The organism is Streptomyces sp. ISL-36, assembly GCF_018614205.1.
Lineage (GTDB): Bacteria > Actinomycetota > Actinomycetes > Streptomycetales > Streptomycetaceae > Streptomyces.
Genome location: NZ_JAGGOS010000084.1, coordinates 64,254 through 89,376, shown reverse-complemented (window position 1 = coordinate 89,376; position 25,123 = coordinate 64,254). Strand labels below are relative to the sequence as shown.

The following is a 25,123-nucleotide window of genomic DNA, read 5'->3' as shown; positions in this document are numbered from 1 at the left end:
TTGGGGTGCGCCGGGACGACACGGGTGACATCTACCAGTACGTCGGCAAGAAGACCCCGGACGGGCGCTTCGACCTCGGCTCCTGGGGCGAGTCCGCCCAGCCCGTGAAGATCCTCTCCGGGGCCGGCGCCGACGCGTACCCCGAGCTGTCCTCCAGCACCGATCTGACCGGCGACGGCCGCCCCGACCTCTGGGGCCGCGCACAGGGCAACTCGCTGACCGTCTGGCCCGGCAAGGGTTCGACCGAGGGCGGCTACACGTTCGACACCCCGCTGACCGCAGGCTCCACCCACACCGGGCCCAACCTCGCCAAGGGCGTCCCAGTGACCGCCACCGCCAGCTACGAGGCCGACGGCTGGAGCAGGACCGCCCTGGTCGACGGCCGGCGCGAATCCCAGCCCGGCTCGAACGGCTGGAGCACCACCACCGCCAGCCCCAACAGCGACCGCACCGAATCGGTGACGGTGGACCTCGGCGTCCGACAGGCCCTGAACTCGGTCGACCTGTACCCGCGCAACGACGGCGCCAACACCGGTATGGGCTTCCCCGTCGACTTCACCATCGAGGTCTCCGAGGACGGCACCACCTGGGACAGCGTGATCGAGCGCACCGGCTACCCCAAGCCGGGCAACTCCGCGCAGTCGTTCTCCTTCGACACCACCAACGCACGGTACGTCAAGGTCACCGGCACGAAGCTGTCCACCGACCCGCACGGCGACTACCACCTGCAGTTCGCCGAGCTGGAGGTCTACGGAACCCAGAAGCTCGCGACGGGCGCCTACAACTTCGCCAAGGGCATGACCGTCACGGCCAGCAGCAGCTACGAAGGCGACGGATGGCCCCTGAACGGCCTGGTGGACGGCAGTAACACGGGCGGCTGGAGCAGCGCCGACAACACGGGTGCCAGCCACACAGAGTCCGTCACCGTCGACCTGCGGGCACCGCGCTCGGTCAACTGGATCAAGCTTCGTCCGCGCGGTGACGGTGCCAACACCGGCGCCGGCTTCCCCGTCGACTTCACCGTCGAGGTCTCCCCGGACAACGTCACCTGGACCAAGGTGGTACAGCGGACCGGCTACCCGCGCCCGGACGCCGCCGCGCAGGAATTCCCCTTCGACACCAGGCAGATCCGCTACATCAAGGTCACCGGCACGAAGCTGTCCAAGGACAACCTCGGCGGCTACCACATGCAGTTCGCCGAGCTGGAGGCGTTCAGCGACCAGGCTTACGATCCGCGGGTCCCGGACCTCGCCGTGGGCACGGCCGTGACCGCGAGCAGCAGTGCCCCGAGCGGGCCCGCCGGCGCCCTCGTCGACGCGAACGCCTCCACGTGGTGGAGCAGCGACACGTTCTTGGCCAACCACACCGAGTCCGTCACAGTGGACCTCGGCGCGAGCCAGTCGCTCAACTGGGTCAACCTGCGCCCGCGCAACGACGGTGCCAACACCGGCATGGGCTTCCCCGTCGACTTCACCGTCCAGCTGTCGGGCGATGGCACCACCTGGGGGACCCCGGTCGTCAGCCAGACCGGTTACCCCCGGCCCGGTGACGCCGGCCAGTCCTTCTGGTTCCAGGCGCAAAGTGCCCGCTACATCAAGGTGACCGGCACCAAGCTGTCCCAGGACAACCTCGGCCGCTACCAGATGCAGCTGGCCGCGCTGGAGGCGAGCGGCGGCCGCTACCTCCTCTCCTCCGCCGTCAACCTCGCCAAGGGCGCCCCCGTCACGTCGACCAGCACCTACGAGGCCGAGGGCTGGAGCCGCGCCAACATCGTGGACGGCAAGCGCGACTCCACCTCTGCTTCGAACGGCTTCAGCAGCAACGACAACACCGCCATCAACCACACCGAGTCCGTCACCGTCGACCTGGGCACCCGCCAGTCGGTGAACTGGGTCAGCCTCTACCCGCGCACCGGCACACCGCAGTACACGGGCTACTCCTTCCCGGTCGACTTCACCATCGAGGTGTCCGAGGACAACACCACCTGGACCAAGGTCGCCCAGCGCACCGGCTACCCCAGGCCCGGGAACGCCGTCCAGCCCTTCCCGTTCAACAGTCGCAACGCGCGCTACGTCAAGGTCAACGCGACCAAGCTGGCGGTTTCCGGCGACTACCGGCTCCAGCTGGCCGAGGTCGAGGTGTACGGCCAGAAGGCCTTCAACTCGGCGGCGCCCAACCTGGCCCTGGGCGCCGCGGTCACGGCCAGCAGCAGCTACGTGGACGCGACCTGGAGCCCGGGCGGCCTGGTCGACAACAGCACCGCCACCGGCTGGAGCAGCTCCAACAACGTCGGCGCCAGCCACACCGAGTACGTGACGGCCGACCTCGGCACCCTCCAGAGCCTCAACTGGATCACGCTGCGGCCGCGCACGGACGGGGTCAACGCCGGCAACGGCTTCCCCGTCGACTTCGCCATCGAGGTCTCACAGGACGGTACGACCTGGACGAAGGTGGCCCAGCGCACCGGCTACCCCAAGCCCGACGCCTCGCCGCAGCACTTCCTCTTCGAGCCGCGGCCAGGCAAGTTCGTCCGGATCACCGGGACGAAGCTGAGCACGGACAGCCGCGGCGAGTACCGCATGCAGTTCAGCGGGCTGGGGGCCTACAGCGGCAAGTCGCTGCCCCGGGAGAGCCGCAACGTCGCGAAGGGCGCGGCGGTGGCCGTCAGCAGCAGCTACTCCGGCCCCGGCTGGACAGCCGCCGCGCTCACCGACGGCAACCCCTCCGCACTGCCCGGCCTGCAGGGCTGGAGCAGCGACAACACGCTCACGGCCAACCACCAGGAGTGGGTCAAGGTCGACCTCGGTACGTCCCTGCCGGTGGGCTGGATCAACCTGTATCCGCGCAACGACGGCGCCGCCAACACCGGTGTCGGCTTCCCCGTCGACTTCGCCATCGAGGTCTCACAGGACGGTACGACCTGGACGAAGGTGGCCCAGCGCACCGGCTACCCCAAGCCTGGCAACGCCGTCCAGCAGTTCCCCTTCCCTATCCAGAACGCCCGGTACGTACGGGTGACCGGCACGAACCTCTCCCAGGACTCCTCCGGCCACTACCGGATGCAGTTCGCCGAGGTGGAAGCGTACGACCCGTCGGCGACCTAGCCGACGAGCGCACGACCGAGTGAAACAGCGCGGGGCCGCCGGTGTGACCGGCGGCCCCGCCGTGTCCGGCACTTCATACCCCGCGCCCGACGAGTCGCTTCCCGGGACCACTTGGATCTGCGCGGACACCGGTACCGCCTCAATGATGCCTGTCGTCGCCGGCAACAAGGGGCCTGTGGTTGATGCGGCGTCCTGCACCGTGGCGCGATCACAGCCGAGAGCCGCCACGGAAGCGCTCCGATCCCGCACTGGACCGAGCCGCGTAGACATTGCTCCGATCGGCGCCTACGACGCCTTCGCCCGCCTGCCTGCCGGAGCCCGACCCGGAGCCCACCGCACACGCCCCGTATCTCGCCGGGTCCTCGGTGTCGGAGCCGGCCAGGGCAGCAACTGCGCCGCCGACCGGATGGGCAGCCTTCACAGCGCTCGCACGTGCGCCCGTTTTATCGGCTGATTACGCTGTTCCCAGCGTTGAAAGTGGGTTGCTGGCAGACGCTGCGGAGGAACCGGTGACGACATGACCGGCACGGGAAGAGCGGGTCCGCCCGGGGCAGGGAAGGCTGCGCGCCCTGGATCCGGGCTATTGCCCGTCGTCGGTCTGCCTGAAATGCCGGGCCCTGGGCTCGGCGGTGCCGCTGTCGCGGCGGTCTACTTGCTGGAGGGCGCCGTGGACGCCCTGGCCCTGGTCCAGACGGCCGCCCGTCCCGCCGACAGACTGCAGTTGGCACCTCGGTACGAATTGACCGACCGTTCCGCTTTGACACACGCCTTCCGCACAGGCCGGCCGCTGTGGCTCGACGCCACAGACCTGGCCCAGTACGGACACCGCGGCTCCACCGCCGGCGTGTCCATGGGCGTGCTGCCGCTCGCGTCGACCACTGGGCGGTCCGGCTGCCTGGTCGTGGTCGGCGACATGCCCGACGGTTTCAGCGCCGAACAGCGCCTTCTGATCGAACTCAGTGCGGATGGCGTGGCTGCCCGCTTGGAGGGCGACGGAGACCCGCTCGACGGGATCGGCGCGTTCGCCATGGCGCTGGGATCGGAGTGGATCGAGGCCGACAGGGGCCTGCTTGCTCTGGCCGGCATCCGGGCCGAGGAGTTCGACGGCCGGGTCCAGACCCTGCTGGAGCTCGTCATGCCTGAGGACGTGCCCGCGCTGACGGCCATCGCGGATGCTGAGGGGCCGGCTGCCGGTGAGCGCGAGTTCCGGGCGCGTCGGCCGGCAACCGAATCTTGCCGACTCACACTGCGGTACCGGTTCGGCGGCGAGGAGAAACGAGTCCTCGGCGCGGTCGCGAAAGCAGCAGAACCGCGCTCTGACGGGCACCTTTCGGTGTTGCGTCCTCTGAGCGCTGTCCTGCGGGCGGCCCTCAAGGCGGACCGCACGGCCTTGGCGGAGGTCACCGCGGATCAGGTGGTCGTGAGCATGTTGGACCCTCCGGACGCGACCGCTTGGCCCGAAGGCTGGTGGCCCGGCCGCGAGGGACCAACCGAAATTTCGGCAGCCGCCGTTCCCAGTGTGCAGACGGCACTGGAGACAAACCGACCCACGCTGTGGCGAGGCGCGAGAGCGGACGGTGGAACGGCAGACCTGGAGCCGGAGCTCGCCGCAGTGGGCCCCGGCGCACTCGCATTGCTGCCGCTGCGTGATGAGAGCTCCGTGCCTGCCCTGTACCTGATCGGCTGGGACACACCGAACGCCGTCGACTCCGACGTGCACTTGCTGCTCGACACAGTGGCGAGCCATGCGGGACAGGCCCTGATGCGGGCGCGGGCCGTGAAGGCCAGTCTCGAACTGGCGACCTCGCTCCAGCGCGGATTGTTCCCCCGAACGTTGCCCGCGCTGTCCGGCGGGGTCGCCGTTGCGCGATTCCGGTCCGCCACAGCGGGTCTGGAGGTGGGCGGCGACTGGTACGACGTTGTTCCCCTGCCGGACAGCCATGTGGCTCTCGTCGTGGGCGATGTCCAGGGGCACAGCCCCGTTGCGGCCACGATCATGGGCCAGATCCGTACGGCGATCAGGGCGTATGCAATTGAGGGCCATCCTCCGGACGTGGTCGCCTCGCACGCCAACCGGCTCCTGCTGGGAATGAGCACCGACCTCTTCGCCACCTGCCTGTACGCGGATCTGAACATGGAGGACGGCAGTTGCTGGCTGGTAAGGGCCGGCCACCCGCGACCGCTGCTGCGCCACCCGGACGGCAACACGGAGGAGGTCGCGGTCGAGGGTGGGCCGCCGCTTGGAGTGCTCGCGGACGCTCAATACGTGATGGCGACGATCGGTCTTCCCCCGGGTTCGGTTCTCGCGCTCCTCACCGACGGGCTGCTGGAGTCGCCCGACCCGCGTCCGGGCGACGCTGCCCGGCGGCTGCGCGAAGCGCTGTCCCGGCTCGACCCCTCACACCCGGCCGATGCCGCTGATGCGCTGCTGGAGGGTGCTCCCCGACGCTACGACGACGCGGCGCTCCTGCTCTTCCGCTACGACGGCATGCACGACAAACCGGTTCGGGCCGGCGCCACGGTGTGGCGGCTGCCCGATGCCGTGATGCATGCCCGTAGATACGTCAAGAGAACTCTCAGGACGTGGGGTGTGGGTACGGAGGCAGACGACGTGATGTTGATCGTCTCCGAACTTGTCACCAACGCACTGGTGCACACGCAAGGTCCGGTGCGCTTCGACCTCACCCTCACTGGCGACCGGCTACGGGTGGCGGTCAGCGACTCGTCGCCACGTACCCCCGTCAGAGCCGCGTCGCTGGACTGGGAGGCCACCGGCGGGCGTGGGATGCTGCTGGTGGAGGCGATGGCGGAGACCTGGGGATCCGTGCCTCTCAGCGGCGGCAAGCAGGTGTGGGGCGAGGTCACGCTGGCCTCCCGCCCCCCGGTTGCCGGGCCCGCAGCGGACGGACGGCGACCCAGATGACCCGGTCGAGCGCTCGCAAGACGGCCCCGCCCCTTCGTCGGCGCCGCGTGGGCATAGCCCTGACGGCTCTCTTCCTGGCCTTCGGCACAGCCTCTTGCGGCACGGCAGAGAGCGGCGACGGGTCGCCTGATCGAGCCGGCGAGGGTGCAACGATCGGCCTGCTCCTACCGGAGAATCAGGCGACACGGTACGAGACCTTTGATCGCCCCTTCACCGAGCAACGGATCGACCAACTGTGTCCCGCCTGTACGGTGACGTATGCCAACGCCCATGACGATCCGGCGCTCCAACGTCAGCAGATCAACGCCATGATCAGCCGGGGCGTGGAGGTGCTCGTCCTGGACGCTGTCGACACGGCGGCCGTCCGCCCGGCGGTCGTCGAGGCGCGGCGGGCAGGCATACCAGTCGTGGCCTACGACCGGCTCGCCGCAGGGCCGGTATCGGCCTTCGTGGCGGGCTCCGAGGCGACGGTCGGCAGATTGCAGGGCGAGGCGATGCTCGCGGCCCTGGGGCCCGAGGCGGCCGGCGCCCGCATCCTATGGCTGGAAGGGCCTTCGCTGAGCGACCAGCCGGGCGAGCGGCAGAAGGCCGCGCTGTCCGTCCTCGAGCCACGGGTGCACTCCATCACCACATACCGCTCCGCTCGCTGGGACGCGGCAGACGCGCACGCACTCATGACCGGTGCCATGGCCAAACTGGGCGCCCACCGCATCGATGGTGTCTACGCCGCCGACGACGCCCTCGCAGCCGGTGCGATCGCCGCGCTCGAAGCCGAGGGCATCACCCCATTGCCACCGGTGGTGGGCCAGGACGCCGAGTTGTCCGCCGTGCAGCGTGTCCTCGACGGGCGGCAGGTCATGACCGTCCACAAACGGGTGAAGCAGGAGGCGGAGGTGGCTGCCGACATGGCGGTGGCGCTCAGTCGTGGTGAGAGGTTGGGTGGCAGAGCCGAGGACACGGTGAGCAACGGGACCGCGTCGCACATCCCGGCTGTCTTCGTCGGTGCCGAGCCGGTCACCGCGGCCACGGTGAAGGACACCGTCGTCAAGGACGGCACCTATACGGTCGCCCAGATCTGCACCCCGTCCTATCGGACGGCCTGTGTGCGAGCCGGGCTCCTTCCGGCGGGGAAGTGAGCACCATGGAAAGGGTCTCCGACGCGCCGGTGCTGGAGTTGAGCGGGGTCTCCAAGCGATTCGGTGCGGTGCACGCACTGACCGACGTGTCTCTGGAGATCCGCTCCGGCGAGGTCGTCGCGCTGGTCGGTGAGAGCGGCGCCGGCAAGTCCGCCCTGGTGAAAGTGATCGCCGGGGTGGAACCGGCCGACTCGGGCACGGTCAGATGGCAGGGCCACGCCGCACGGATCGCCCGTCCCCACGACTCGCGCCGCCTGGGCATCGCAGCGGTCTACCAGGACCTCGGGCTGTGCGGAAACCTCGACGTGGTGGGGAACATCTTCCTCGGCCGGGAACTCGGCACGGTCTTCGCCGTGGACGAGGTCGAGATGGGCCGCCGAACCCGCGCCCTGCTGCAACGGCTGTCCATCGACCTCCCGGACCTGCGGGCTCCGGTCGCCTCCCTGTCCGGAAGCCAGCGCCAGATGGTCGCGGTCGCCCGCGCGCTGCTGAGTGACCCCGTACTGCTGATGCTCGACGAACCCACCGCCGCACTGGGGGTCGCCCAGTCCCACCGGTTCCTGGACATGGTGGAGGAGCTGCGCGAACAAGGTCTCGCCCTGCTTCTGATCAGCCGCAACCTGGGCGACGTCAAAGCCGTCGCGGACCAGGTCGCGGTCCTGAGGCACGGCCGGAACAACGGATTCTTCTCCGTGCACGACACATCCGAGGAGCAGATCATCGCTTCCATGACAGGCGCGACGGACAACGCCGTCACACAACGCGGCGTGGACGATGTGGAGGAGGGCCTGGCGTGAGCAGTTCCGGACGGTCCACGACGGCCACTTCCGGCCCCCGCCGCTCGACGGCCGGACCGGACGGAGGCCGAGGCCCCACACAGGAGACCCACCGGACGAGGGCGGCCATGAGCGCGGCGGTGAGCCGTGGGAAGGCGGCGGTGAACCAGGCCATCAGACCGGTGCGCCATCACATCCACCGGGGTGAGCTGGGTCCCGGAGCGGCGGCTCTCGCGCTGCTGCTCGTATGGATCATCTTCCAGAGCCTCGACGACGCCTTTCTCAGCCCTCGCAACCTGACCAATCTCAGCGTGGACATCGCCGGGATCGGCATGATCGCGCTCGGCGTCGTGTTCGTGCTGCTTCTGGGCGAGATCGATGTGTCGGTGGGAGCGGTCAGCGGCTTGTCCGCGGCGGTGTTCGCGGTTCTCAGCGTGTACCACGGGGTGCCTGAGTGGGCGGCTGCCGTCCTCGCGGTGCTGTGCGGCGCGGCGATGGGCGCCCTCCAGGGCTTCGTCGTCGCCGTGTTCGGGGTGCCCTCTTTCGCTGTCACCCTGGCCGGCCTGCTGGGCTGGAGCAGCCTCACCTTCGCCCTCCTCGGCGCTCGAGGCACCATCAGCCTCCCGTCCGACGGACTGATCGCGGACCTGACCAACCACTACTTCCAGAACGAAGCCGCCGCATACGCCCTGGCGGCACTCGGAGCCGCCCTGTTCCTGCTCGTCTCCCTCCAACACGGCCGCCGACTGCGGGCGGCAGGCAGCCGCTCGCGGTCACCGGTCGAGATCGCGGTCCGTACAGCGGTGATCGCCGCCATCGGATTCGGCGCCGCGTATGTCCTCAACCGGTTCCGAGGGCTGCCGCTCGCCCTCCTGGTCTTCCTGGCCGTCGTCGTCGGCCTGGACTACCTCCTGCGCCGCACGCCGTACGGCCGCAAGATCTACGCACTGGGAGGCAACACCGAGGCGGCCCGCCGCGCCGGGATCAACGTCACGCTGATGCGCGTTTCGGTCTTCACCATGTCCGGGACAATGGCTGCGGTAGGCGGCGTGTTCCTGGCCTCGCAGATCACCTCGGTGGGTCAGTTGACCGGATCGGGGCCCCTGGTGATCAGTACGATCGCCGCGGCCGTCATCGGCGGGACCAGCCTCTTCGGCGGACGAGGCAGGGCCTGGTCCGCCGTGCTGGGAGTCCTGTTCATCCAGTCGATCGCGTCGGGCATGGTGCTGCTGAACGTTCAGAGCGAGGTGCAGTACGTGATCGTGGCCGCGGTGCTGGTGGCCGCCCTCATCACCGACTCCCTCACCCGCCGCACCCAGCAGGCGCACGGTCGGCTCTGACCCGCGCGCACCCGGCACTCGACAGGCGGCGCCGTCAGGAGGCGCCCGCATCCGCCCCGACGAGGCGTGCCCGCACGAGGCGTCCCTGCTCCCCGGTCACGCCGGTCGTGTCGAAGGGAATGGCCAGGACGAGGGCCGCCGCTCCTTGCGCCCTCGGCGTGCTGGTCGAATCCGGCTTCACCGGGCTGCCGGCCACACCGGACGCAGGGCCCCTCAGTTCACCGCGCCGTCTGCTCAGGGCACTTGGCCGGGTGCCGGGTATCCGCCTTGGCTCTGCGAGTGGAAGAAGCCGATCAGCACGGGGCAGCGGAGCCGCGCCCGACACCGATTCGGAGCTGCAGCCAGCACGAGAGTCGGTCGTCCGGGTCGTCCAGGTCAAGGCCGAACAGCTCACGCGCGCGGCGCAGACGGTACTTGAGGGTGTTCTGGTGGATGGTCAGGCGCCGGGCCGCCTCACCGACATTGCCGACCGCGTCGAGCCAGGCGGTCACCGAGGCGGCGTAGTGGGTGTGCTGGACGCGGTCGTGTTCGAGCATCGCCTCGACGCCCGGGTGGCGCAGCCTCGGCCGGCGTTCGAGCTCGTCCGCCAGGTGAGCCAGGAGCACGTGGGCGTGCACGTCGGTCAGCATGGCAACAGGGCGCGCCGTCTCGTCCGCGGTAATCACCTGGAGCACGTCGTCGACCTCCGCGCGCAGCGCCGCTAGATCGGCAAGGCCTGCGCCGGTCCGGCTGACGGCGGCACGTAGCGGTTCCGCGCGAGGACGCGCGACCGCTGCGAGGGCCTGCTCGGCCAGTCGTCGCGCCGACGCCGGATCCTCGCCGGGCAGCAGGGCGTACACGGCGCGCGGCCCGGTCGCGACGGACGCCGAAGGGCGTACGGCGGCCCAGTGCCTGCCGAGATCGGAGCCCGTCCGGGCCAGCAGAGCCGCCGCCGGCGGGGAGGTGCCGGCGGGGGCGAAGCCGAGGAGGGTCAGGGGCGAGCGCGCGGGCAGGCCGAGCCGGTACGCGATCTCCGGCGCGGGGGCCGTGCCGTCCAGGCCGGCGCGCAGTGCCTCCTCGCGGGCATGGAGCTCCAGAGCGACGGCGCCGCGACGCCGCAGCATGTGCAGGGCGGCCGTCAGGGCGCCCTCCAGCAGCGCCTGCTCGCCGGCCGCGTCGAGTCTGCCGCCGTCCACGATCGCCCAGATCGTGCCGAGCGGAAGGTCCCCGGCGCGGATGGCGACGGCGGCACGGGGCAGCTCGTCCTCGGCCAGGCCGGGCAGCCGTACGACGCCGGTCGCGGCCAGCACCTGCCGGTACTGGCGCTGCTGCCGCTCCGCCTGCGGACCTGACTGATCGGGTACGCGCCGGCCCAGGATGCCCTGGCGGCGCAGCTCGTCGATCCGCTGGCCGGGCCGCGTGGAGTAGGCGAGCACCCGTGCGTCCAGATCCTCGATGGCCACGGAGCCGCCGATGACCGCGGCGATGGCGTCGGCGAGAGCGAAGAGCTCCTCGCCGGAGCCGTCCCCCGCACCTTCACGGATTGGCGTATTCGGCAAAGGCATGTCTGGATTCTAGGTGATCTCGACAAAGCGAGAGCAGGTGAAGCGGCTCGACCATGGTGCGACCGGCCCCCCGGAACGAGCCGGCTGCACCCACCCCGGAGGAAAACCATGCCCGTCCAGGCCCCGCCGACCGCCTCACCCTCGCAGGAGTCGCTGCTCGAACTCTTCCCGCCGGGCACGGCACTCGCCGATGACGGCGCCCTGGTGATCGGCGGCTGTCGGGTGACCGACCTCGCCGAGCGCTTCGGCACCCCGGCACTGATCGTCGACGAGGCGGCACTGCGGTCCCAGGCCCGCCGGTACGCGGACGGGCTCGCCGCCCGGTGGGCGAACTCGCGGGTGGCGTTCGCGTCCAAGGCGTTTCCCTGCACGGCCGTCTACCGGTTGCTGGCCGAGGAGGGGCTGAGCATCGACGTCGCGGGGGGCGGCGAGCTTGCCCTCGCCCTGGCCGGCGGCGTCGCCCCCGCCCGGATCGTGGTGCACGGCAACGCCAAGACGGACGCCGAACTGCGGATGGCCGTGGACGCCGGAGCCGGGCTGATCGTCATCGACAACTTCGACGACATCGACCGGCTGGAGCGGATCGTCGCCGACGAGCAGCCCGTCCTGGTGCGCGTCACACCCGGCATCCGGCCTGACACACACGCGGCGGTCTCCACCGGCCAGGAGGGCTCGAAGTTCGGGCTGACGCTGTCCCAGGCGCGCGAGGCCATCGCCCGGCTGCGCGGCAGCAGCCGGCTGAGGCTGGACGGAGTGCACGTCCACATCGGATCCCAGATCCTCGACACGGAGCCGTTCGCCCGAGCCGTCGAGGCGGTTGCGGCCCTCGGCGCGTTCGCCGTCTACGACCTCGGGGGCGGCCTGGGCGCCCGCTACACGTACGACGACCGCCCGCCCAGCGTGGAGGAGTACCTGGACACGCTGGTCGACGCGGCCCGCCGGGTACTGCCCGAGGAAGCCCACGTCATCATCGAGCCGGGCCGGTCCATGGTGGCCGAGTCCGGCGTGACGCTCTACCGGGTGGCCAGCGTCAAGCGCGGCGAGCCCACCTTCGTCGCCGTCGACGGCGGCATGGCCGACAACCTCGAAGTCGCCCTGTACGGGCAGCGCTTCGAAGCCACCGTCGCCACCCGCGTCGGCGGCGGCGACCCCTGCCACCTGGTCGGCAGACACTGCGAGTCCGGCGACACCCTGAGCGCGGAAGCACCACTGCGCGACCCCCGCCCCGGTGACCTCATCGCGGTGCCCGTCACCGGCGCTTACACCTACTCCCTCAGCAACAACTACAACGGCGCGCTCCGGCCGCCCGTCGTCTTCTGCCAGGGCGGCGATGCACGCGCCGTTGTGCGCCGCGAAACGTACGGCGACCTGCTGCGCCGCGACCTCCCCTGAACCTCGCCTCCGCCCGTCCGGCCTGGCAGCCCGCCCCTCCCCCTCCCCCTCCCCCGCAGGAGTCCCTGATGCCCTCTCGCCCGACACTGCGCCGGCAGATGCTGAGACGCAAGCCACTGCACACCTTCACGACGGACGCGGACCGGGCCGGCGGCCTGCGCCGTACCGTCGGCCCCTTCCAGCTCACGATGATCGGCATCGGCGCCACCATCGGCACCGGCATCTTCTTCGCACTCGGCAGCGCCGTGCCCGAAGCCGGCCCCGCAGTGATCGTGTCGTTCGCGGTCGCGGCGGCCGCCGCAGCCCTCACCGCCCTCTGCTACGCGGAACTCGCCTCGGCCGTCCCGGTGTCCGGTTCCTCGTACTCCTACGCGTATGCCACCCTGGGCGAGTTCGCCGCCTGGGCGGTGGGCTGGTGCCTCCTCCTGGAGTACGCGGTCTCCGGCGCCGCGATAGCGGTCAGTTGGGGGCAGTACCTCAACGACCTCACCCTGCGCCTCTTCGACTTCCGCATGCCCGAGGCCATCTCCTCGCCCCCGGGCGCGGGCGGCGTCATCAACCTGCCCGGCGTCGTCCTGGTGGGTCTGTGCTGCCTGCTGCTGGTACGGGGCGCCAAGGAATCGGCCCTGGTCAACACTGTGATGGTCCTGGTCAAGCTGGGGATCCTGGCGCTTTTCATCGTGGTCGGCGCGACCGGCTTCGACGCCGGCAATCTCCAGCCGTTCGCCCCGCTGGGCATCGCCGGCGTCAGCACCGCCGCGGCCACGGTCTTCTTCGCCTTCATCGGCCTCGACGCCGTCTCCACCGCCGGCGAGGAGGTCCGCAACCCCGGGCGCACCCTGCCCGTGGCCATCATCGGCGCCCTGCTCGTGGTCACCACTCTGTACATCCTGGTCGCCGTGGTCGGGGTCGGAGCCCAGCCCTGGACGGCCTTCGAAGGACAGGAAGCGGGCCTCTCCGCCATCCTCGGCGACATCACCGGGGCCCGATGGCCGGCCCTGCTGCTGTCCGCCGGCGCGGTGCTCTCCATCGTCAGCGTCACTCTGGTCGTCCTCTACGGACAGAGCCGCATCCTGTACACCATGGGCCGCGACGGCATGCTGCCCTCCGCGTTCCGCCGCGTCAGCCCGCGCAGCGGCACACCGGTGTTCACCACCCTCCTGACCGGCGGCTTCGTCGCCCTCCTCGCGGCGGTCTTCCCCCTGGACCTGCTGGCCGACCTCACCAGCATGGGCACCCTCGCCGCCTTCACCGTGGTATCGGTCGGCGTGCTCATCCTGCGCCGCACCGCTCCTGGTCTCGACAGAGGCTTCCGTGTCCCGGGCTACCCGGTGGTCCCGATCCTGTCCGTCCTCGCCTGCGGCTATCTGATCTACGAACTTCCCCTCGACACCTACCTCCTGTTCGGAGGCTGGCTCATGCTGGCCTTGGCCGTCTACCTGATCTACAGCCGCAAGAACTCCCGACTGCAGACGGCCCCTGACACCACCCGGGACCGGTCCCGGGTCTGACCGGCCGAAGCCGGTCAGCAGTTCGTGAGGGTGACGATCGCGGCAACGCCGTCGACACCGGGCGGCGGGCCGAGGACCGTCGGGCTGTCGAGCCCTCTGTCCGAAACAGTCGCCGGTTGAAGTACGGCGTTCTCCCCCAAGCCCTCCACCGAGCGGGCCGTCACGCGGTTGAATGGCCGTTGTGACACACCGATGGGGATTCACCAAAGGCGATCTTCGGGAGCGGGCCGGGGACCGCTCCTACGAGCGGGGCCTCGGCTATCTGGACGCGGTGTCCCGACTGGAGATCGGGGACGTGGCCATCAACGCCACCGTCGACGGCACGGACAGATACCAGGTCGAGCTGACCGCCGGCGAGGCTGGGGACGGGCCAGGCCTCACCGGCTGGTGCAACTGCCCTTACGGACTGGATGGCAACTTCTGCAAACACTGCGTGGCGGTCGGCCTGGCTGTACTGGGGCAAGCCGAGTCGCTGCCCCGGCAACGAGCCGCCGCCCGCCGCCGTACCGAGGTGTTGGACACCTGGCTGGAATCCCGCAGCCGGGAGGAACTGCTCACCCTTGTACGGCAACAGCTCGCGGAGGACCACGATCTCCGCCGCCGCCTGGAGCTGCGCGCCGCCACCGCCGGGGAGGACACCGGCATCGTCCGGGAGCGCGTCCTGAACCTGCTCGACACGAGCCCGTTCGCCCGGTACGGCTACGTCGAGTACGCCGACGCCCATGCCTACGGGCAACAGGCAGCGGAGGCGGTAACCGCTCTGCGCGCGCTGGCGGCGAGCGGCCGGGCGGCGGTCGCTGTGGAGGTGGCTCGGGAGGCGCTCGCGGCGCTGGGCCGGACGTACGGGGAGATCGACGACTCGGACGGCCTGCTCGGGGAGGTCGCGACGGGGCTCGCCGAGGCGCACCTGGAGGCTTGCCGGGCCTCCCGGCCCGATCCGGTGGAAACCGCCGACTGGCTGGTGAACCATCTGCTGGATGAGGCGAACGACGTCACCGGCATCGACCTGTTCGACTACCAGGAGGTGCTGGGCGAGCCGGGCCTGGCCCGGGCCCGGGAACTGGTGGTCGCCGCCTGGAGGGCCGAACCCAAGGGATGGGCCGAGAAGTACCTGATGGAACGGCTGCTCAAGGCGGACGGCGGCAGCGTGGACGAGGTGATCACAATTCACGCGGCGGATCTCGCCCCGAACGGCCACACCCACCTCGTGATCGCCAAGGAGCTGCAGGCGGCGGGCCGCCCGGCGGACGCCCTGAAGTGGGCCGAACGCGGCCTGCGGGAGACCGAGGCGGAGTGGGGCCCGGACGGCGAGTTGGTCGCCTTCGTCTGCGCACGGTACGCGCGGACCGGTCGCCTGGCGGACGTGGTCACGATCCGCCGCGACCTGCTCCGGGCCCGCCCCTCGCTCGCCGCGTACCAGAACCTTCGTACAGCGGCCCACGCGGCCGACGCCTGGGACGGCGCCGAGCGCACGAGCGCGCTGGAGGTGCTGCGCGCTGCAGCCCAGCCCAAGAAGGGCCGCTGGTACGGCGGTTCCGTGCTGGTCGACGCGCTCATGGACGAAGGCGACCTTGATGCCGCCTGGCAGGCCGCTGCCGAGGGCTACGCCGACCAGCAGCAGTGGCTGGCGCTGGCCGACCGGATCCGGGAACATCGCCCTGCCGACGCCCTGACCGTCTACCTGCGCTGGATCGAGCCGCTGCGCAAGCAGACCGGCGACGCCACGTACGAGCGCATGACCGAGCTACTGCTCAGCGCCCGCGCCTGCCACCGCGCGCTGGGCACGGAGGACGAGTTCGCCACATACCTGGCCACCCTGCGCGCCGACCAGAAGCGCAAGCGGAAGCTGATGACGATGCTCGACCAGCACGAGCTCTGACTGGTCACCTGCCCGCCGCCTGGGCCACGAACCCGATTGTCCCCGCCGTCACGTCCCAGGTGATCGCAATCCGGCCCGGCCGGCCCCTCGCCGGTGCCGTGACGGTCGTCGGGCCTGCTCACACCAGGCCACCAGATCCCGCACTCTGAGCGCACCTCGCCGGTACGCCTCCTGCAAAGCTGGGCCGGGCTGTACCCCGACACCACGTACGACCTCGGCCGCCAGACCGAGCCGCTACCGCCACGGCGCCCACGCCTACGGCACTTCCAAGTGACGCCCAGTTCGCAGAAGCGTTCCTGCGCAGGCGTGTGGTGTCGCGGTGAGGGTGCGGACGTCGGGGGGTGGGTTGAGGAATGCTCCATGCGCTCCGAATGCGCCCTGGGTTATGGCTTGTGTCGGTTGGTGCTGGCGTATGAGATGGATTCGACTGCCGTGAGGCTCCGCTGCCGGCGGCCATAGGGGCGGGCGGCTCGGAAGGGCCTGGGGTCGGGGGTGGCCTGTCGTTCACTCGGGTGGGGAGGCGGCACGGATGACAGTGATCTCGTCGGTACGCTCGGCGCGCTGCGCGTGGCAGTTGCTGCGTGACGCGGGTGCGGTGACGTTCGCAGGGGTGCGGGAGGCGGTGGAGACGCTGCCACAGGAGATCCGGCACCCGGTGGGCGTGCACTTCGGCTGGTGGGACGAGGCAGGCGACCCGGCGACCGGGAACTCGGGCAAAGCCGTGCGGCCGGCTCTGGCGCTCCTGGCCTGTGAGGCGGTCGGCGGTGAGCAGGCAGCGGGTGCGCCGGCAGCGGTCGCGGTGGAACTGGTACACAACGCCTCGCTCCTCCATGACGACATCATCGACGGGGACCGGATGCGCCGCGGGCGACCTGCCGTCTGGGCTGCTCTCGGGGTGCCGGCCGGGATTCTGGCCGGAGACGCGCTGTTCTTCCTGGCGTGCCAGGTCCTGCTCGCGGCCCCCGCTCCGCTGGGGACACAAGGGGTGAGTCAGCTGACGGCGGCCGTGCAAGCACTGATCGGCGGGGAGTACGTCGACACTCTGTTCGAGAAACGGTCCGTGGTGTCGGTGAAGGAGTGCGCGGTGATGACGGCCGGCAAAACCGGTGCGTTGATGGCAGCGGCTTGTGGACTCGGGGCCCTGGCCGGAGGGGCCGCTGAGGCGCGGGTGGAGCATCTCCGGGCCTTCGGCGCGCACTTGGGGGCGGCGTTCCAACTGGTTGACGACCTGCTGGGCATCTGGGGCGACCCGCGGCATACGGGTAAGCCGGTTGGCTCCGACCTGGTCTTCCGTAAGAAATCCTTGCCCGTCGCGTACGCCTGTGCCGCGGACAACGCGGCCGGGCGAGAACTCGTCCGCCTCTATGGCCGACACGACCGGTTGACCGCGGAGGAGTCGGAGCGGGCCGCCCACCTGGTGGAGAAGGCCGGCGGACGGGCCTGGGCGACGAGCGAGGCCAGGCGCCATGTCCGCACGGCCGTGGAGCGGCTATCGGCCGCTCACCCCGTCCCGGTCGTAGCGGCCGAGCTGACAGCCCTGGCCCAACTGATCACTGAACGGCAGTGCTGACGGCACGCCGCCCGGCCGGCCCTGCGTGGCCGGTACAGCGCCTGCTGATGCACCTGCACAAGCGACGAATCTTTGGACCGTTCTCGCACACCGAGGGAGTGACGCCTTGTCCATCACATCCATTCCCTCGGCTCCTGGGGCACTCCCCATCCTCGGGCACTCCATTCCGCTGCTGCGCGACCCCGTGGGTTTCGTCAGTTCCTTGCCCGCCCTCGGACCTTTGGCCCGACTCCATGTCGGGCGGCGCAGCGTCGTCATGGTGAGCACACCGAACCTCGCCTGGCACGTGCTCATCAACGACCGTATCTTCGACAAGGGCGGTCCTCTGTACGAACGGGCACGCGACCTCGTGGGCGACGGACTCGCGGTCTGCCCACACCGTCTCCACCGGCGACTGCGGCGGCTCTGCCAGCCGTCCTTCCACCCGGACAGGGTCGCCGGGTACGTTCCGCGCATCGCCACCGTCGCGGAGGAGATGGCCGCCTCCTGGCACGATGGGCAGGTCATCGACCTGCACGCCGAGATGACGGCCTTCGCCAGGCGCTCGGTGGTGGAGACGCTGTTCACCGCGGACGCCCTTCCCGCGGAGACCGAGCGCACGCTCGAGGAAGATTTGGAGACCCTTGCCACAGGAGTGGTCCGCAAGGCGCTGACGCCTCGGTCCCTGGACCGACTGCCGACCCCGTTCAACCGACGTTATCGGCGGGCGAGTCAGCGACTGCGGCGCAGCCTCATAGCCCTCGTGGTCACCCGTCGCGCTGCCGACGCCGACCGCGGTGACCTGCTGTCCCGCCTGATCACCGCGGTCGACGACGCGTCCGGACCGGCCCGCGTTCTGACCGACGAAGAGGTGACCGACCAGATCATCACCTTCTTCGGCGCCGGCGTCGAGAGTACGGCTGACACGCTCACCTGGGCGCTCCTTCTGCTCGCCGGCCGACCCAAGGTCGCGGTGCGCCTCCAGAGCGAAGGTGACGCCTTAGCGGCCGGAAGGACGCCGACCGTCGAGCGACTTCGAGCTCTCAAGGACACCGCGCATGTGGTCGCTGAGACGCTCCGCCTGTACCCGCCCGGCTGGTTGATGACGCGGGAGGTCGCTCGGCCCACCGAACTCGGCGGCCACCACCTGGTGCCGGGCACGACGGTCGCCTGGAGCTCGTATCTCATTCACCGTCACCCTGGTATCTACGCTCATCCGGACCACTTCGTCCCCGACCGGTGGCATGACTTGAAGCCCGACCGCGGGACGTACCTCGCATTCGGTGGTGGTGCCCGCAAGTGCATCGGTGATCAGGTCGGATTGATACAGACCACTCTCGCTCTCGCCGCCATCAGCTCCCGCTGGCGTCTCGAGCCGGTCACCGCGCGGGAGCCCCGCATCAGAGCGGGGGTCGATCTGCGCCCGCGCGACGCGCATCTGCGGGTCAGGGCCCGCCGCGGCCCGGGATCCCCACCGCCCGGCAACGTTCGCACATCCGCCGGAGACGCAGCCCCTACGGGCAGCGCCTTGCACTGACGAGGCAGGAATGGCTCAAGACCTCACACTCGCCCAGACGCTGGAAAGCCTTTCGCTGAAGGAGGTGAAGTTGTTCTGCCCCATCACTCCGGCGCCACCGAACGCGGACGGAAAAGAGCTCGACCGCCATGCCGCACAGTGGGCGGTCCAGCAGGGGCTGTGTGCTCCGGACTCACTGATCACCCGAGCGAGGCTCGGAGAACTGATCGCGACCGGCATGCCCTTCTTCACGCCCGAGGCCGCCGTCTCCCTGTCCTGCTATACCTATTGGGCCTTCGTGTGGGACGACCACCTCGACAGTCTCGTCGACGACCCGGCCGCGGCCATCGCGCTGACCGCGGAAGCGAACCGAGTGATGACCGAACCCGCGGCCGCGCCGCTGCTCGACAACACCTTCGTCACATCCCTGCGCGAGGTCCGGACCATGATGGACGGTTGCCTCGACCCCGACGCGATGCACACCGTGCGCGCGGAGCACATGCAGTGGCTGGGCGGACAGCTCTGGAAGCTGGCCCTGCACCGGCGACCGACACCCCCGACGGTGGGCGAGTGGCTGCGGATGCGCTGGCAGAAGGCCGGCACCGGCGCGCTGGCCGCACTCGTTCCCCCGGGCGGCGGATACGCCCTGCCGCCGCGTGACGTGGACGACCCGCTGGTGCGCGCCTTCACGCAGGCAGTCTTCTATCCCTGCACCATGGTCAACGAATTGGGCAGTCTGATGAAGGAGCAGGCGGACGGACAAGGCCACGTCAACCTCCTCTCCGCCATGGCGGTCGAGCACGGCATCGGTCTCGCCGAGGCGTTGATCAAGGTCTGGGAGCTGTACGAACGCACCGTCGCAGTCATGCTGCGCCTGCAAGAGCGGCTCCTGCGCGACGCTCGCTCCTCGGTGGTCCGCTACGCCACCGAGTTGCCGCAGTGGCTGCCCGCCACTGTGACCTGGATGTCCGGCAACATCCGTTACCTCACCGCACCCGACCGCAACAGCCGCCAAGAACCAGCACTGGCCCTGTGTCCACCACCCGAGCTGTCGCTGACCGGCAGCCCTCAGCTGTGGGACCCGGACGACCTCACTCCGCCCCCGTATCCGGACATCGCCTGGTTGTGGAACCAACTGGACTGAGAACACCGCAGCCCCGGGAGGCGCCAGAGAGGTAAGGATGCTTCCACACATGCGGGCACCACGCGGAATGGACGTACGTCCTGCTCAGCCAACCGTCCATGGTGATCGGAGCCGTCCTCTACGGTGACGAGGATCCACCGTCGCTCAACCGGCTCCGCGCTCACATCGCCCGCCGCTGCACGACGCTGCCGACTCTGTCATCGGTGGTGACGACACGCGGACGGAGGACCCGCTGGGAAACCCGCCTGCCCCACCTCGGCACGCAGGTGGTCGACCATGTCCTGGAAGCCGGTGACGACATCCGCCTCCGCGCCCGCGCTCTGCAGTTCCATCCGTTCGCCTCCGACCGTCCCCCCTGGCAGATCACCCTGCTGCGGCACCGCGACCGCAGCGGATTCGCCCTCGTCTACCGGACCAGCCACCCCACCACCGGCCCTCTCGGAGTCGGAGGCGACTGGTACGACATGATTCCGCTGTCGGGCGCCCGGGTCGGGCTGGTGGTCGGCGACGTGGTGGGGCGCGGAGTGGACGCCGCGGCCACCATGGGACGACTACGCACGAGCGTGAGGGCGCTGGCCGCCCTCGACCTGCCGCCGGACGAACTTCTGACCCGGCTCAACGACTTGGTGAGTCAGGCACGAGTGGGAATACACCGGACACCGGGCGATGAGGCGACGGACAGGGCACTGGGGGCGACCTGTCTTTACGCCGTGTACGACCCCACCTCCCACACATGCGCCGTGGCCAGCGCGGGCCATCTCCCGCCGGTCGCCACCGGCCGTGGGGCGGGGGCCCGACGGACAAAGCGCTCGATCTGCCTACAGGCCCCCCTGGGCGTCGGTGGGCTGCCCTTCGAGAGCGAGGAGTTCGAATTCGCCGAGGGTACTGTGCTCGCCCTGTTCACCGACCGAATGGTCGAGGCGCGCACCCGGGACGTGGACGAGGGAGTGGCGGACCTGTGCGGCGCACTGGACGCCTGGACCGGGTCCCTGCAGCAGGCGTGCGGCGAGATCGTCTCTCTGCGTGTGCAGGGAGCCGCCGACGACGATGCCGCGCTGCTGTTGGTGCGCGTCCGCGCCTGCCCCGAGGACAGCATGGCGTTCTGGCCTGTCGCCTCCGACCCGGCCGAGGTCGCCGGAGCGCGTGCGCTCGTACGAGGAAAGCTGGAGGAGTGGGGACTGGAGGAGGCGGCGTTCGTCGCAGAACTGGTCGTCAGCGAGCTCGTCACCAACGCGATCCGATACGGCCGTCCCCCGGTCTCCCTCCGCCTGCTCCGAGGAGAGACGGGCCAATGGGTGCAAATGACCGCCGAGTTGACGGGCGGCCGACCGAGGCGGCGTTGGACTTCGGTCGAGGTCCGCTTCGACACCTCCCGGGCCGCGGCCGTCGACGTCCCGCTCGACCGAACCGCTGCCGTCGACGCACTGGTCGACGCGTACCCGATGGGGAGGGGAGGACGCCTGGTCCATCGTCCCGAGAAGCCGAGCCACCAGGGGTCGAAAATGCGTCACGGCTGCCCGGAAAATCCGAGGACATCGCTACCTCCCCGCACGACTGGACGTAGCCATCCGGCTTGAGACGGGAACAAGCACAGCCGACTGCCGACCCGCTGCCGGCTCCCTGCGGATCCAAGGCCGCATTCCAACCGCTCGCCTGCGGGGGACAGCGCCCATGCGGCCCGCCTCGCCTCCCACCCAGCGCACCCCCCCCGTCACCATCCGTGATCATGGACGCTGCGATTTCCAGAGCCGATGGAGTCACCCACGGTGAGTTCTCTTGACAGAGAGTGATGGCTGCGGTTGATTCTGAACTCGGGCCACCGAGAGATAGGGACTCGCACCCATGGCTGTCGCACCCACCTATCCGGGCGTCTACATCGAAGAGCTCGAGTCCGCGACGCGGACCATCGTCGCTGTTCCCTCATCGATCGCCGCTTTCGTCGGATACACGGCCCGCGGACCTGAGAACGTCGCCACCCGCATTTTCACCTTCGCCGACTTCGAGCGCCTCTTCGGCGGGCTCGACAGGGAGAGCGAACTGAGCTACGCGGTCCGCCAGTTCTTCCTCAATGGCGGCACCGACGCCTATGTCGTGCGTGTGCCGAAGACCGACGGCGACGCCGCCGGCATCACGCTCCGCAGCGCAACGGACAACACAGGCAGGCCCGCGCTCGTCATCACCGCGCTCAGCAAGGGCTCCTGGGGGAACAACCTGGTGGTCGACGTCGACCACGACGGTGTCCCGGCCCAGGACACCAAGACGTTCAACCTCACGATCAGCGATCTGGCCACGGGCACGACCGAGCGGTTCGCCGGCGTAAGCATGGACAGCACGAGCAGCAGTTACGTCGAGACGGTCACCAGCGACCCCGACAACGGCTCGCGCACGGTGAGCGTGAAGATCGCGCCGAGCGCCGTCACACGTCCGGCCGCCGGAGGAACACCGGGCGGCGACATCAATTTCGCCGCCCTGAAGAATGACAAGGACTACTCCCTCAAGGCCACCAGCGACCTGCCCAACGGGAGGATCACCCAGGTGCCGGTGACGGTCATCGCGGCGAACGAACCGCTGCCGACGTCCGTAGCCGGGCTCTGCGCTCTTCTGGAACGCAAGATCAACGCCGCCCTCGCGGCCCGGGTCGCCGGCGCCAGGGTTCGCTGCGTGCCGTCGTCCAGCGGCAAGGGGATCCGGGTCATCAGCGACTTCGACCCCGTCGCGCTGCCCGACGCGGTGGACGCGGTCATCACCTTCGCCGAGGGGGACCCCGACAGCCTCCTTCCCACCCTGAACCTCGATTCCGCCAAGGCCAATGTCGGCAGGTACCGGCTCGGTGTGGGCCGTGCCGTCCAGGCCCAGCAATCGGCGGTCGAAGGCGAGGACGGGACACATCTCCCGGGCGACGCCGCGCTGATCGGAAGCGCGCACGCCTTCACGGGTATGCATGCGCTCGGCAGGGTCGATCTCTTCACCATCCTGTGCATTCCCGATGCGACACGTCCCTCGGCGGGCAACCCCAACGCGCTCGACTCGACGATCTCGAATCCGAACGCCGTGTTCACCGAGGCGATGCAGCTGTGCGCCAAGCACCGCGCGATGCTCATCGTGGACCCGCCCCCCGCCGTGCGGACCGTCGACAAGGCCCTGGACTGGATCAGCTCTGGACTGACCGCCAAAGGCCCTGACGCCACCGCCTACTTCCCCCGGCTGCGGGTGCCCGATCCGCTCAACGGGTTCCGGTTGCGCACGGTCGCGCCCAGCGGCACCCTCGCCGGTCTGTGGGCACGCACCGACGCCGCACGCGGCGCGTGGAAGGCGCCCGGTGGCACCGAGGCGAGGCTCCTGGGCGTCGGTGGCCTTGACTGCCCGCTCACCGACGCCGAGAACGGCGTCCTCAATCCGCTGGGTCTGAACTGCCTGCGCACGCTGCCGGTGTACGGAACCGTCAGCTGGGGCGCCCGCACCCTCGACGGCGCGGACGTCATGGCCAGCGAGTGGAAGTACCTCCCGGTGCGCAGGCTGGCCAAGGTCATCGAGGAGAGCGCCTTCCGCGGTACGCAGTGGGCCGTCTTCGAGCCCAACGACGAAGCGCTGTGGTCCCAGCTCCGGCTCAACCTCACCTCGTTCATGCACGGCCTCTTCCGGCAAGGGGCCTTCCAGGGCACGACGCCTCGCGACGCCTACCTCGTCAAGTGCGACGCGCAGACCACCACCCAGTACGACATCGACCGCGGCGTCGTCAACGTGCTCCTCGGATTCGCCCCGCTCAAGCCGGCCGAGTTCGTCTTCATCCGTCTTCAGCAGCTGACCGGTCAGACGCAGGGTTGAGAGGGATCACATGCCGTCGTTCACCGTCAACACCAATCGGTTCGACCCGTACAAGAACTTCAAGTTCCGGGTCCGCTGGGACGGCAGGTACGTCGCGGGGGTGAGCAAGGTCAGCGCCCTGAAGCGGACCACGGAAGTGGTCAAGCACCGGGACGGCGGGGACCCGAGCTCCAGCCGCAAGTCCCCGGGGCGCACCGAGTTCGAGGCGATCACCCTGGAGCGTGGTGTCACACACGACACCGCCTTCGAGGAGTGGGCCAACAAGGTGTGGAACTTCGGCTCCGCGCTCGGAGCGGAGTCCGCGCTGAAGGACTTCCGCAAGGACCTCGTGATCGAGGTCTACAACGAGGCCGGCCAGCTCGCGCTCGCCTACAAGGTGTTCCGTGCCTGGGTCTCGGAGTTCCAGGCACTCCCCGATCTGGACGCCAACGCCAATGCCGTGGCCATCCAGCACCTCAAGCTGGAGAACGAGGGCTGGGAGCGGGACTACGAGGTGGTCGAGCCCGCCGAGCCCTCTTTCGTCGAACCGTAGGCAGCAGATGGCCCCTACGCCGCTCGTGGACGACATCTGGATCCTCGATGTCTGGAGCACGGCCCGGACGTTCCCCGCCTCCAGGCGACGACTGCTGCTCAGCAAGGTCGACCCTTCGCTCTCCCTTCATGAACTCGGGCGTCTGTCCCTGGGCCGCTGCAACCAGCTGGTGCTCCGCGCGAGACAGGCGGTCTTCGGCAGCCGGCTCGACGGCGAGACGGCGTGCCCGGATTGCGGCGAGCGTTTGGACCTTGAAATCGAGTTCCAGGGGCTGCTCGACGGCCCGGCATCCGATCGGGGCGACACCGAGCCCCCTGCCCACTCGACCGAGTCGATCGGCACGGTCCGCGTCGGCGGCCTGGAAGTGCGCTTCCGAGCGCCCAGCGTGTCGGACTTCGAGCGTGCTTCGGAGAGTGCGGACCCGGAGTCGGCGGCACAGACCTTGCTGAGCTCGTGCGTGATCGGGGCGCGCCGCCTCCCGGCCGGTCCCGGCCCGGACGACCTGGCCGTCGATCCTTCCCCGGGCGCCGGGCTCTCCCTCGACGCCCTGCCGGAAGAGGTTGTCGACGCGCTGGACACCGAACTCCACCGCCATGACCCCTACGGCGACCTTCGCGTCACCACCGTCTGCCCCGCTTGCGGCCATGGCTTCGACGTGGGCTTGGATCCCGTGACCGTCTTCTGGGAGGAGATCGAAGGTCACGCCCGGCTGCTGCTCTTCGACGTACACCGGCTGGCGTCGGCGTACGGATGGAGCGAGCAGGACTGTCTCCGTCTCGATCCCGTACGGCGTGCCTGCTACCTGGAGTTGATCGGATGAGCGGGTTCCTCCGCGCCCTGGCCCGCATGGCGGCCGGTACGACGCCGACGGTGCGGCCCCGAGCGCGCTCACGGTACGAGTCGCCGACGGGACCGGGCCAGGTCTTCTCCGCACCGGCCGAGCCCTGGACGG

The 25,123-nt window shown here is 69.9% G+C and carries 16 protein-coding genes; 15 read left to right on the top strand and 1 reads right to left on the bottom strand.

Annotation, left to right across the window (positions count from 1 at the left end):
* Positions 1 to 5 precede the first annotated feature (5 nt).
* From J7E93_RS21965 to J7E93_RS21945, 5 genes are all read left to right on the top strand, one after another.
* Positions 6 to 3,104: a discoidin domain-containing protein gene (locus J7E93_RS21965; protein ID WP_215071641.1), complete on the top strand. Its 3,099-nt coding sequence runs from the start codon at positions 6 to 8 to the stop codon at positions 3,102 to 3,104.
* A 667-nt stretch (positions 3,105 to 3,771) separates the two neighbouring features.
* Entirely contained in the window at positions 3,772 to 6,027 is a 2,256-nt protein-coding gene (locus J7E93_RS21960; RefSeq protein WP_215071640.1) for a SpoIIE family protein phosphatase, read from the top strand.
* The gene (locus J7E93_RS21955) at positions 6,024 to 7,163 is read left to right on the top strand and encodes a substrate-binding domain-containing protein (protein ID WP_251066886.1); all 1,140 of its coding nucleotides are present in this window, start codon (positions 6,024 to 6,026) and stop codon (positions 7,161 to 7,163) included. The genes J7E93_RS21960 and J7E93_RS21955 overlap by 4 nt, the downstream gene beginning before the upstream one ends.
* 5 nt (positions 7,164 to 7,168) lie before the next feature.
* Positions 7,169 to 7,960 carry an ATP-binding cassette domain-containing protein gene (locus tag J7E93_RS21950; protein ID WP_215071638.1) on the top strand — a complete coding sequence of 264 codons (792 nt, stop codon included), beginning with the start codon at positions 7,169 to 7,171 and terminating at the stop codon, positions 7,958 to 7,960.
* Between the two features lie 107 nt (positions 7,961 to 8,067).
* Positions 8,068 to 9,279, top strand: a complete 1,212-nt coding sequence (locus tag J7E93_RS21945) for a sugar ABC transporter permease (protein ID WP_215071637.1) — start codon at positions 8,068 to 8,070, stop codon at positions 9,277 to 9,279.
* 293 nt (positions 9,280 to 9,572) lie between these two features.
* Here J7E93_RS21945 and J7E93_RS21940 read toward each other — a convergent pair whose 3' ends face one another.
* Positions 9,573 to 10,823, bottom strand: a complete 1,251-nt coding sequence (locus J7E93_RS21940; RefSeq protein WP_215071636.1) for a CdaR family transcriptional regulator — start codon at positions 10,821 to 10,823, stop codon at positions 9,573 to 9,575.
* Positions 10,824 to 10,931: 108 nt separating this feature from the next.
* Between J7E93_RS21940 and lysA the strand changes: the two genes are divergently transcribed.
* The 10 genes from lysA (at position 10,932) to J7E93_RS21890 (ending at position 24,991) form a co-directional block, all read left to right on the top strand.
* Positions 10,932 to 12,215, top strand: coding sequence for a diaminopimelate decarboxylase (gene lysA / locus J7E93_RS21935; RefSeq protein ID WP_215071635.1), 1,284 nt, complete (start codon positions 10,932 to 10,934; stop codon positions 12,213 to 12,215).
* A gap of 68 nt (positions 12,216 to 12,283) precedes the next feature.
* Entirely contained in the window at positions 12,284 to 13,726 is a 1,443-nt protein-coding gene (locus J7E93_RS21930; protein WP_215071634.1) for an APC family permease, read from the top strand.
* 181 nt (positions 13,727 to 13,907) lie between these two features.
* Positions 13,908 to 15,605, top strand: coding sequence for an SWIM zinc finger domain-containing protein (locus J7E93_RS21925; RefSeq protein WP_374105412.1), 1,698 nt, complete (start codon positions 13,908 to 13,910; stop codon positions 15,603 to 15,605).
* Between the two features lie 529 nt (positions 15,606 to 16,134).
* Entirely contained in the window at positions 16,135 to 17,175 is a 1,041-nt protein-coding gene (locus tag J7E93_RS21920; protein WP_215071632.1) for a polyprenyl synthetase family protein, read from the top strand.
* A 25-nt stretch (positions 17,176 to 17,200) separates the two neighbouring features.
* Positions 17,201 to 18,691, top strand: coding sequence for a cytochrome P450 (locus J7E93_RS21915; protein ID WP_308368743.1), 1,491 nt, complete (start codon positions 17,201 to 17,203; stop codon positions 18,689 to 18,691).
* Between the two features lie 10 nt (positions 18,692 to 18,701).
* Positions 18,702 to 19,814 carry a hypothetical protein gene (locus J7E93_RS21910; protein ID WP_215071630.1) on the top strand — a complete coding sequence of 371 codons (1,113 nt, stop codon included), beginning with the start codon at positions 18,702 to 18,704 and terminating at the stop codon, positions 19,812 to 19,814.
* 98 nt (positions 19,815 to 19,912) lie between these two features.
* A complete protein-coding gene (locus J7E93_RS21905) occupies positions 19,913 to 21,391 on the top strand; it encodes a SpoIIE family protein phosphatase (RefSeq protein ID WP_251066885.1) in 1,479 nt (492 codons plus the stop codon).
* Between the two features lie 265 nt (positions 21,392 to 21,656).
* Positions 21,657 to 23,639 carry a phage tail sheath C-terminal domain-containing protein gene (locus J7E93_RS21900; protein WP_215071629.1) on the top strand — a complete coding sequence of 661 codons (1,983 nt, stop codon included), beginning with the start codon at positions 21,657 to 21,659 and terminating at the stop codon, positions 23,637 to 23,639.
* 10 nt (positions 23,640 to 23,649) lie between these two features.
* Positions 23,650 to 24,171, top strand: a complete 522-nt coding sequence (locus J7E93_RS21895) for a phage tail protein (RefSeq protein WP_215071628.1) — start codon at positions 23,650 to 23,652, stop codon at positions 24,169 to 24,171.
* 7 nt (positions 24,172 to 24,178) lie between these two features.
* Positions 24,179 to 24,991 (top strand): hypothetical protein, encoded by an 813-nt coding sequence (locus J7E93_RS21890; RefSeq protein ID WP_215071627.1) that lies wholly within the window; start codon positions 24,179 to 24,181, stop codon positions 24,989 to 24,991.
* Positions 24,992 to 25,123 lie beyond the last annotated feature (132 nt).

Bases quoted from the DNA above. Each gene is read 5' to 3' on its own strand.
- lysA (WP_215071635.1), top strand. From the start codon at position 10,932: ATGCCCGTCCAGGCCCCGCCGACCGCCTCACCCTCGCAGGAGTCGCTG.
- J7E93_RS21910 (WP_215071630.1), top strand. From the start codon at position 18,702: ATGGCTCAAGACCTCACACTCGCCCAGACGCTGGAAAGCCTTTCGCTG.
- J7E93_RS21950 (WP_215071638.1), top strand. From the start codon at position 7,169: ATGGAAAGGGTCTCCGACGCGCCGGTGCTGGAGTTGAGCGGGGTCTCC.
- J7E93_RS21890 (WP_215071627.1), top strand. From the start codon at position 24,179: ATGGCCCCTACGCCGCTCGTGGACGACATCTGGATCCTCGATGTCTGG.
- J7E93_RS21955 (WP_251066886.1), top strand. From the start codon at position 6,024: ATGACCCGGTCGAGCGCTCGCAAGACGGCCCCGCCCCTTCGTCGGCGC.
- J7E93_RS21940 (WP_215071636.1), bottom strand. From the start codon at position 10,823: ATGCCTTTGCCGAATACGCCAATCCGTGAAGGTGCGGGGGACGGCTCC.
- J7E93_RS21900 (WP_215071629.1), top strand. From the start codon at position 21,657: ATGGCTGTCGCACCCACCTATCCGGGCGTCTACATCGAAGAGCTCGAG.
- J7E93_RS21930 (WP_215071634.1), top strand. From the start codon at position 12,284: ATGCCCTCTCGCCCGACACTGCGCCGGCAGATGCTGAGACGCAAGCCA.
- J7E93_RS21895 (WP_215071628.1), top strand. From the start codon at position 23,650: ATGCCGTCGTTCACCGTCAACACCAATCGGTTCGACCCGTACAAGAAC.
- J7E93_RS21905 (WP_251066885.1), top strand. From the start codon at position 19,913: ATGGTGATCGGAGCCGTCCTCTACGGTGACGAGGATCCACCGTCGCTC.
- J7E93_RS21945 (WP_215071637.1), top strand. From the start codon at position 8,068: ATGAGCGCGGCGGTGAGCCGTGGGAAGGCGGCGGTGAACCAGGCCATC.
- J7E93_RS21920 (WP_215071632.1), top strand. From the start codon at position 16,135: ATGACAGTGATCTCGTCGGTACGCTCGGCGCGCTGCGCGTGGCAGTTG.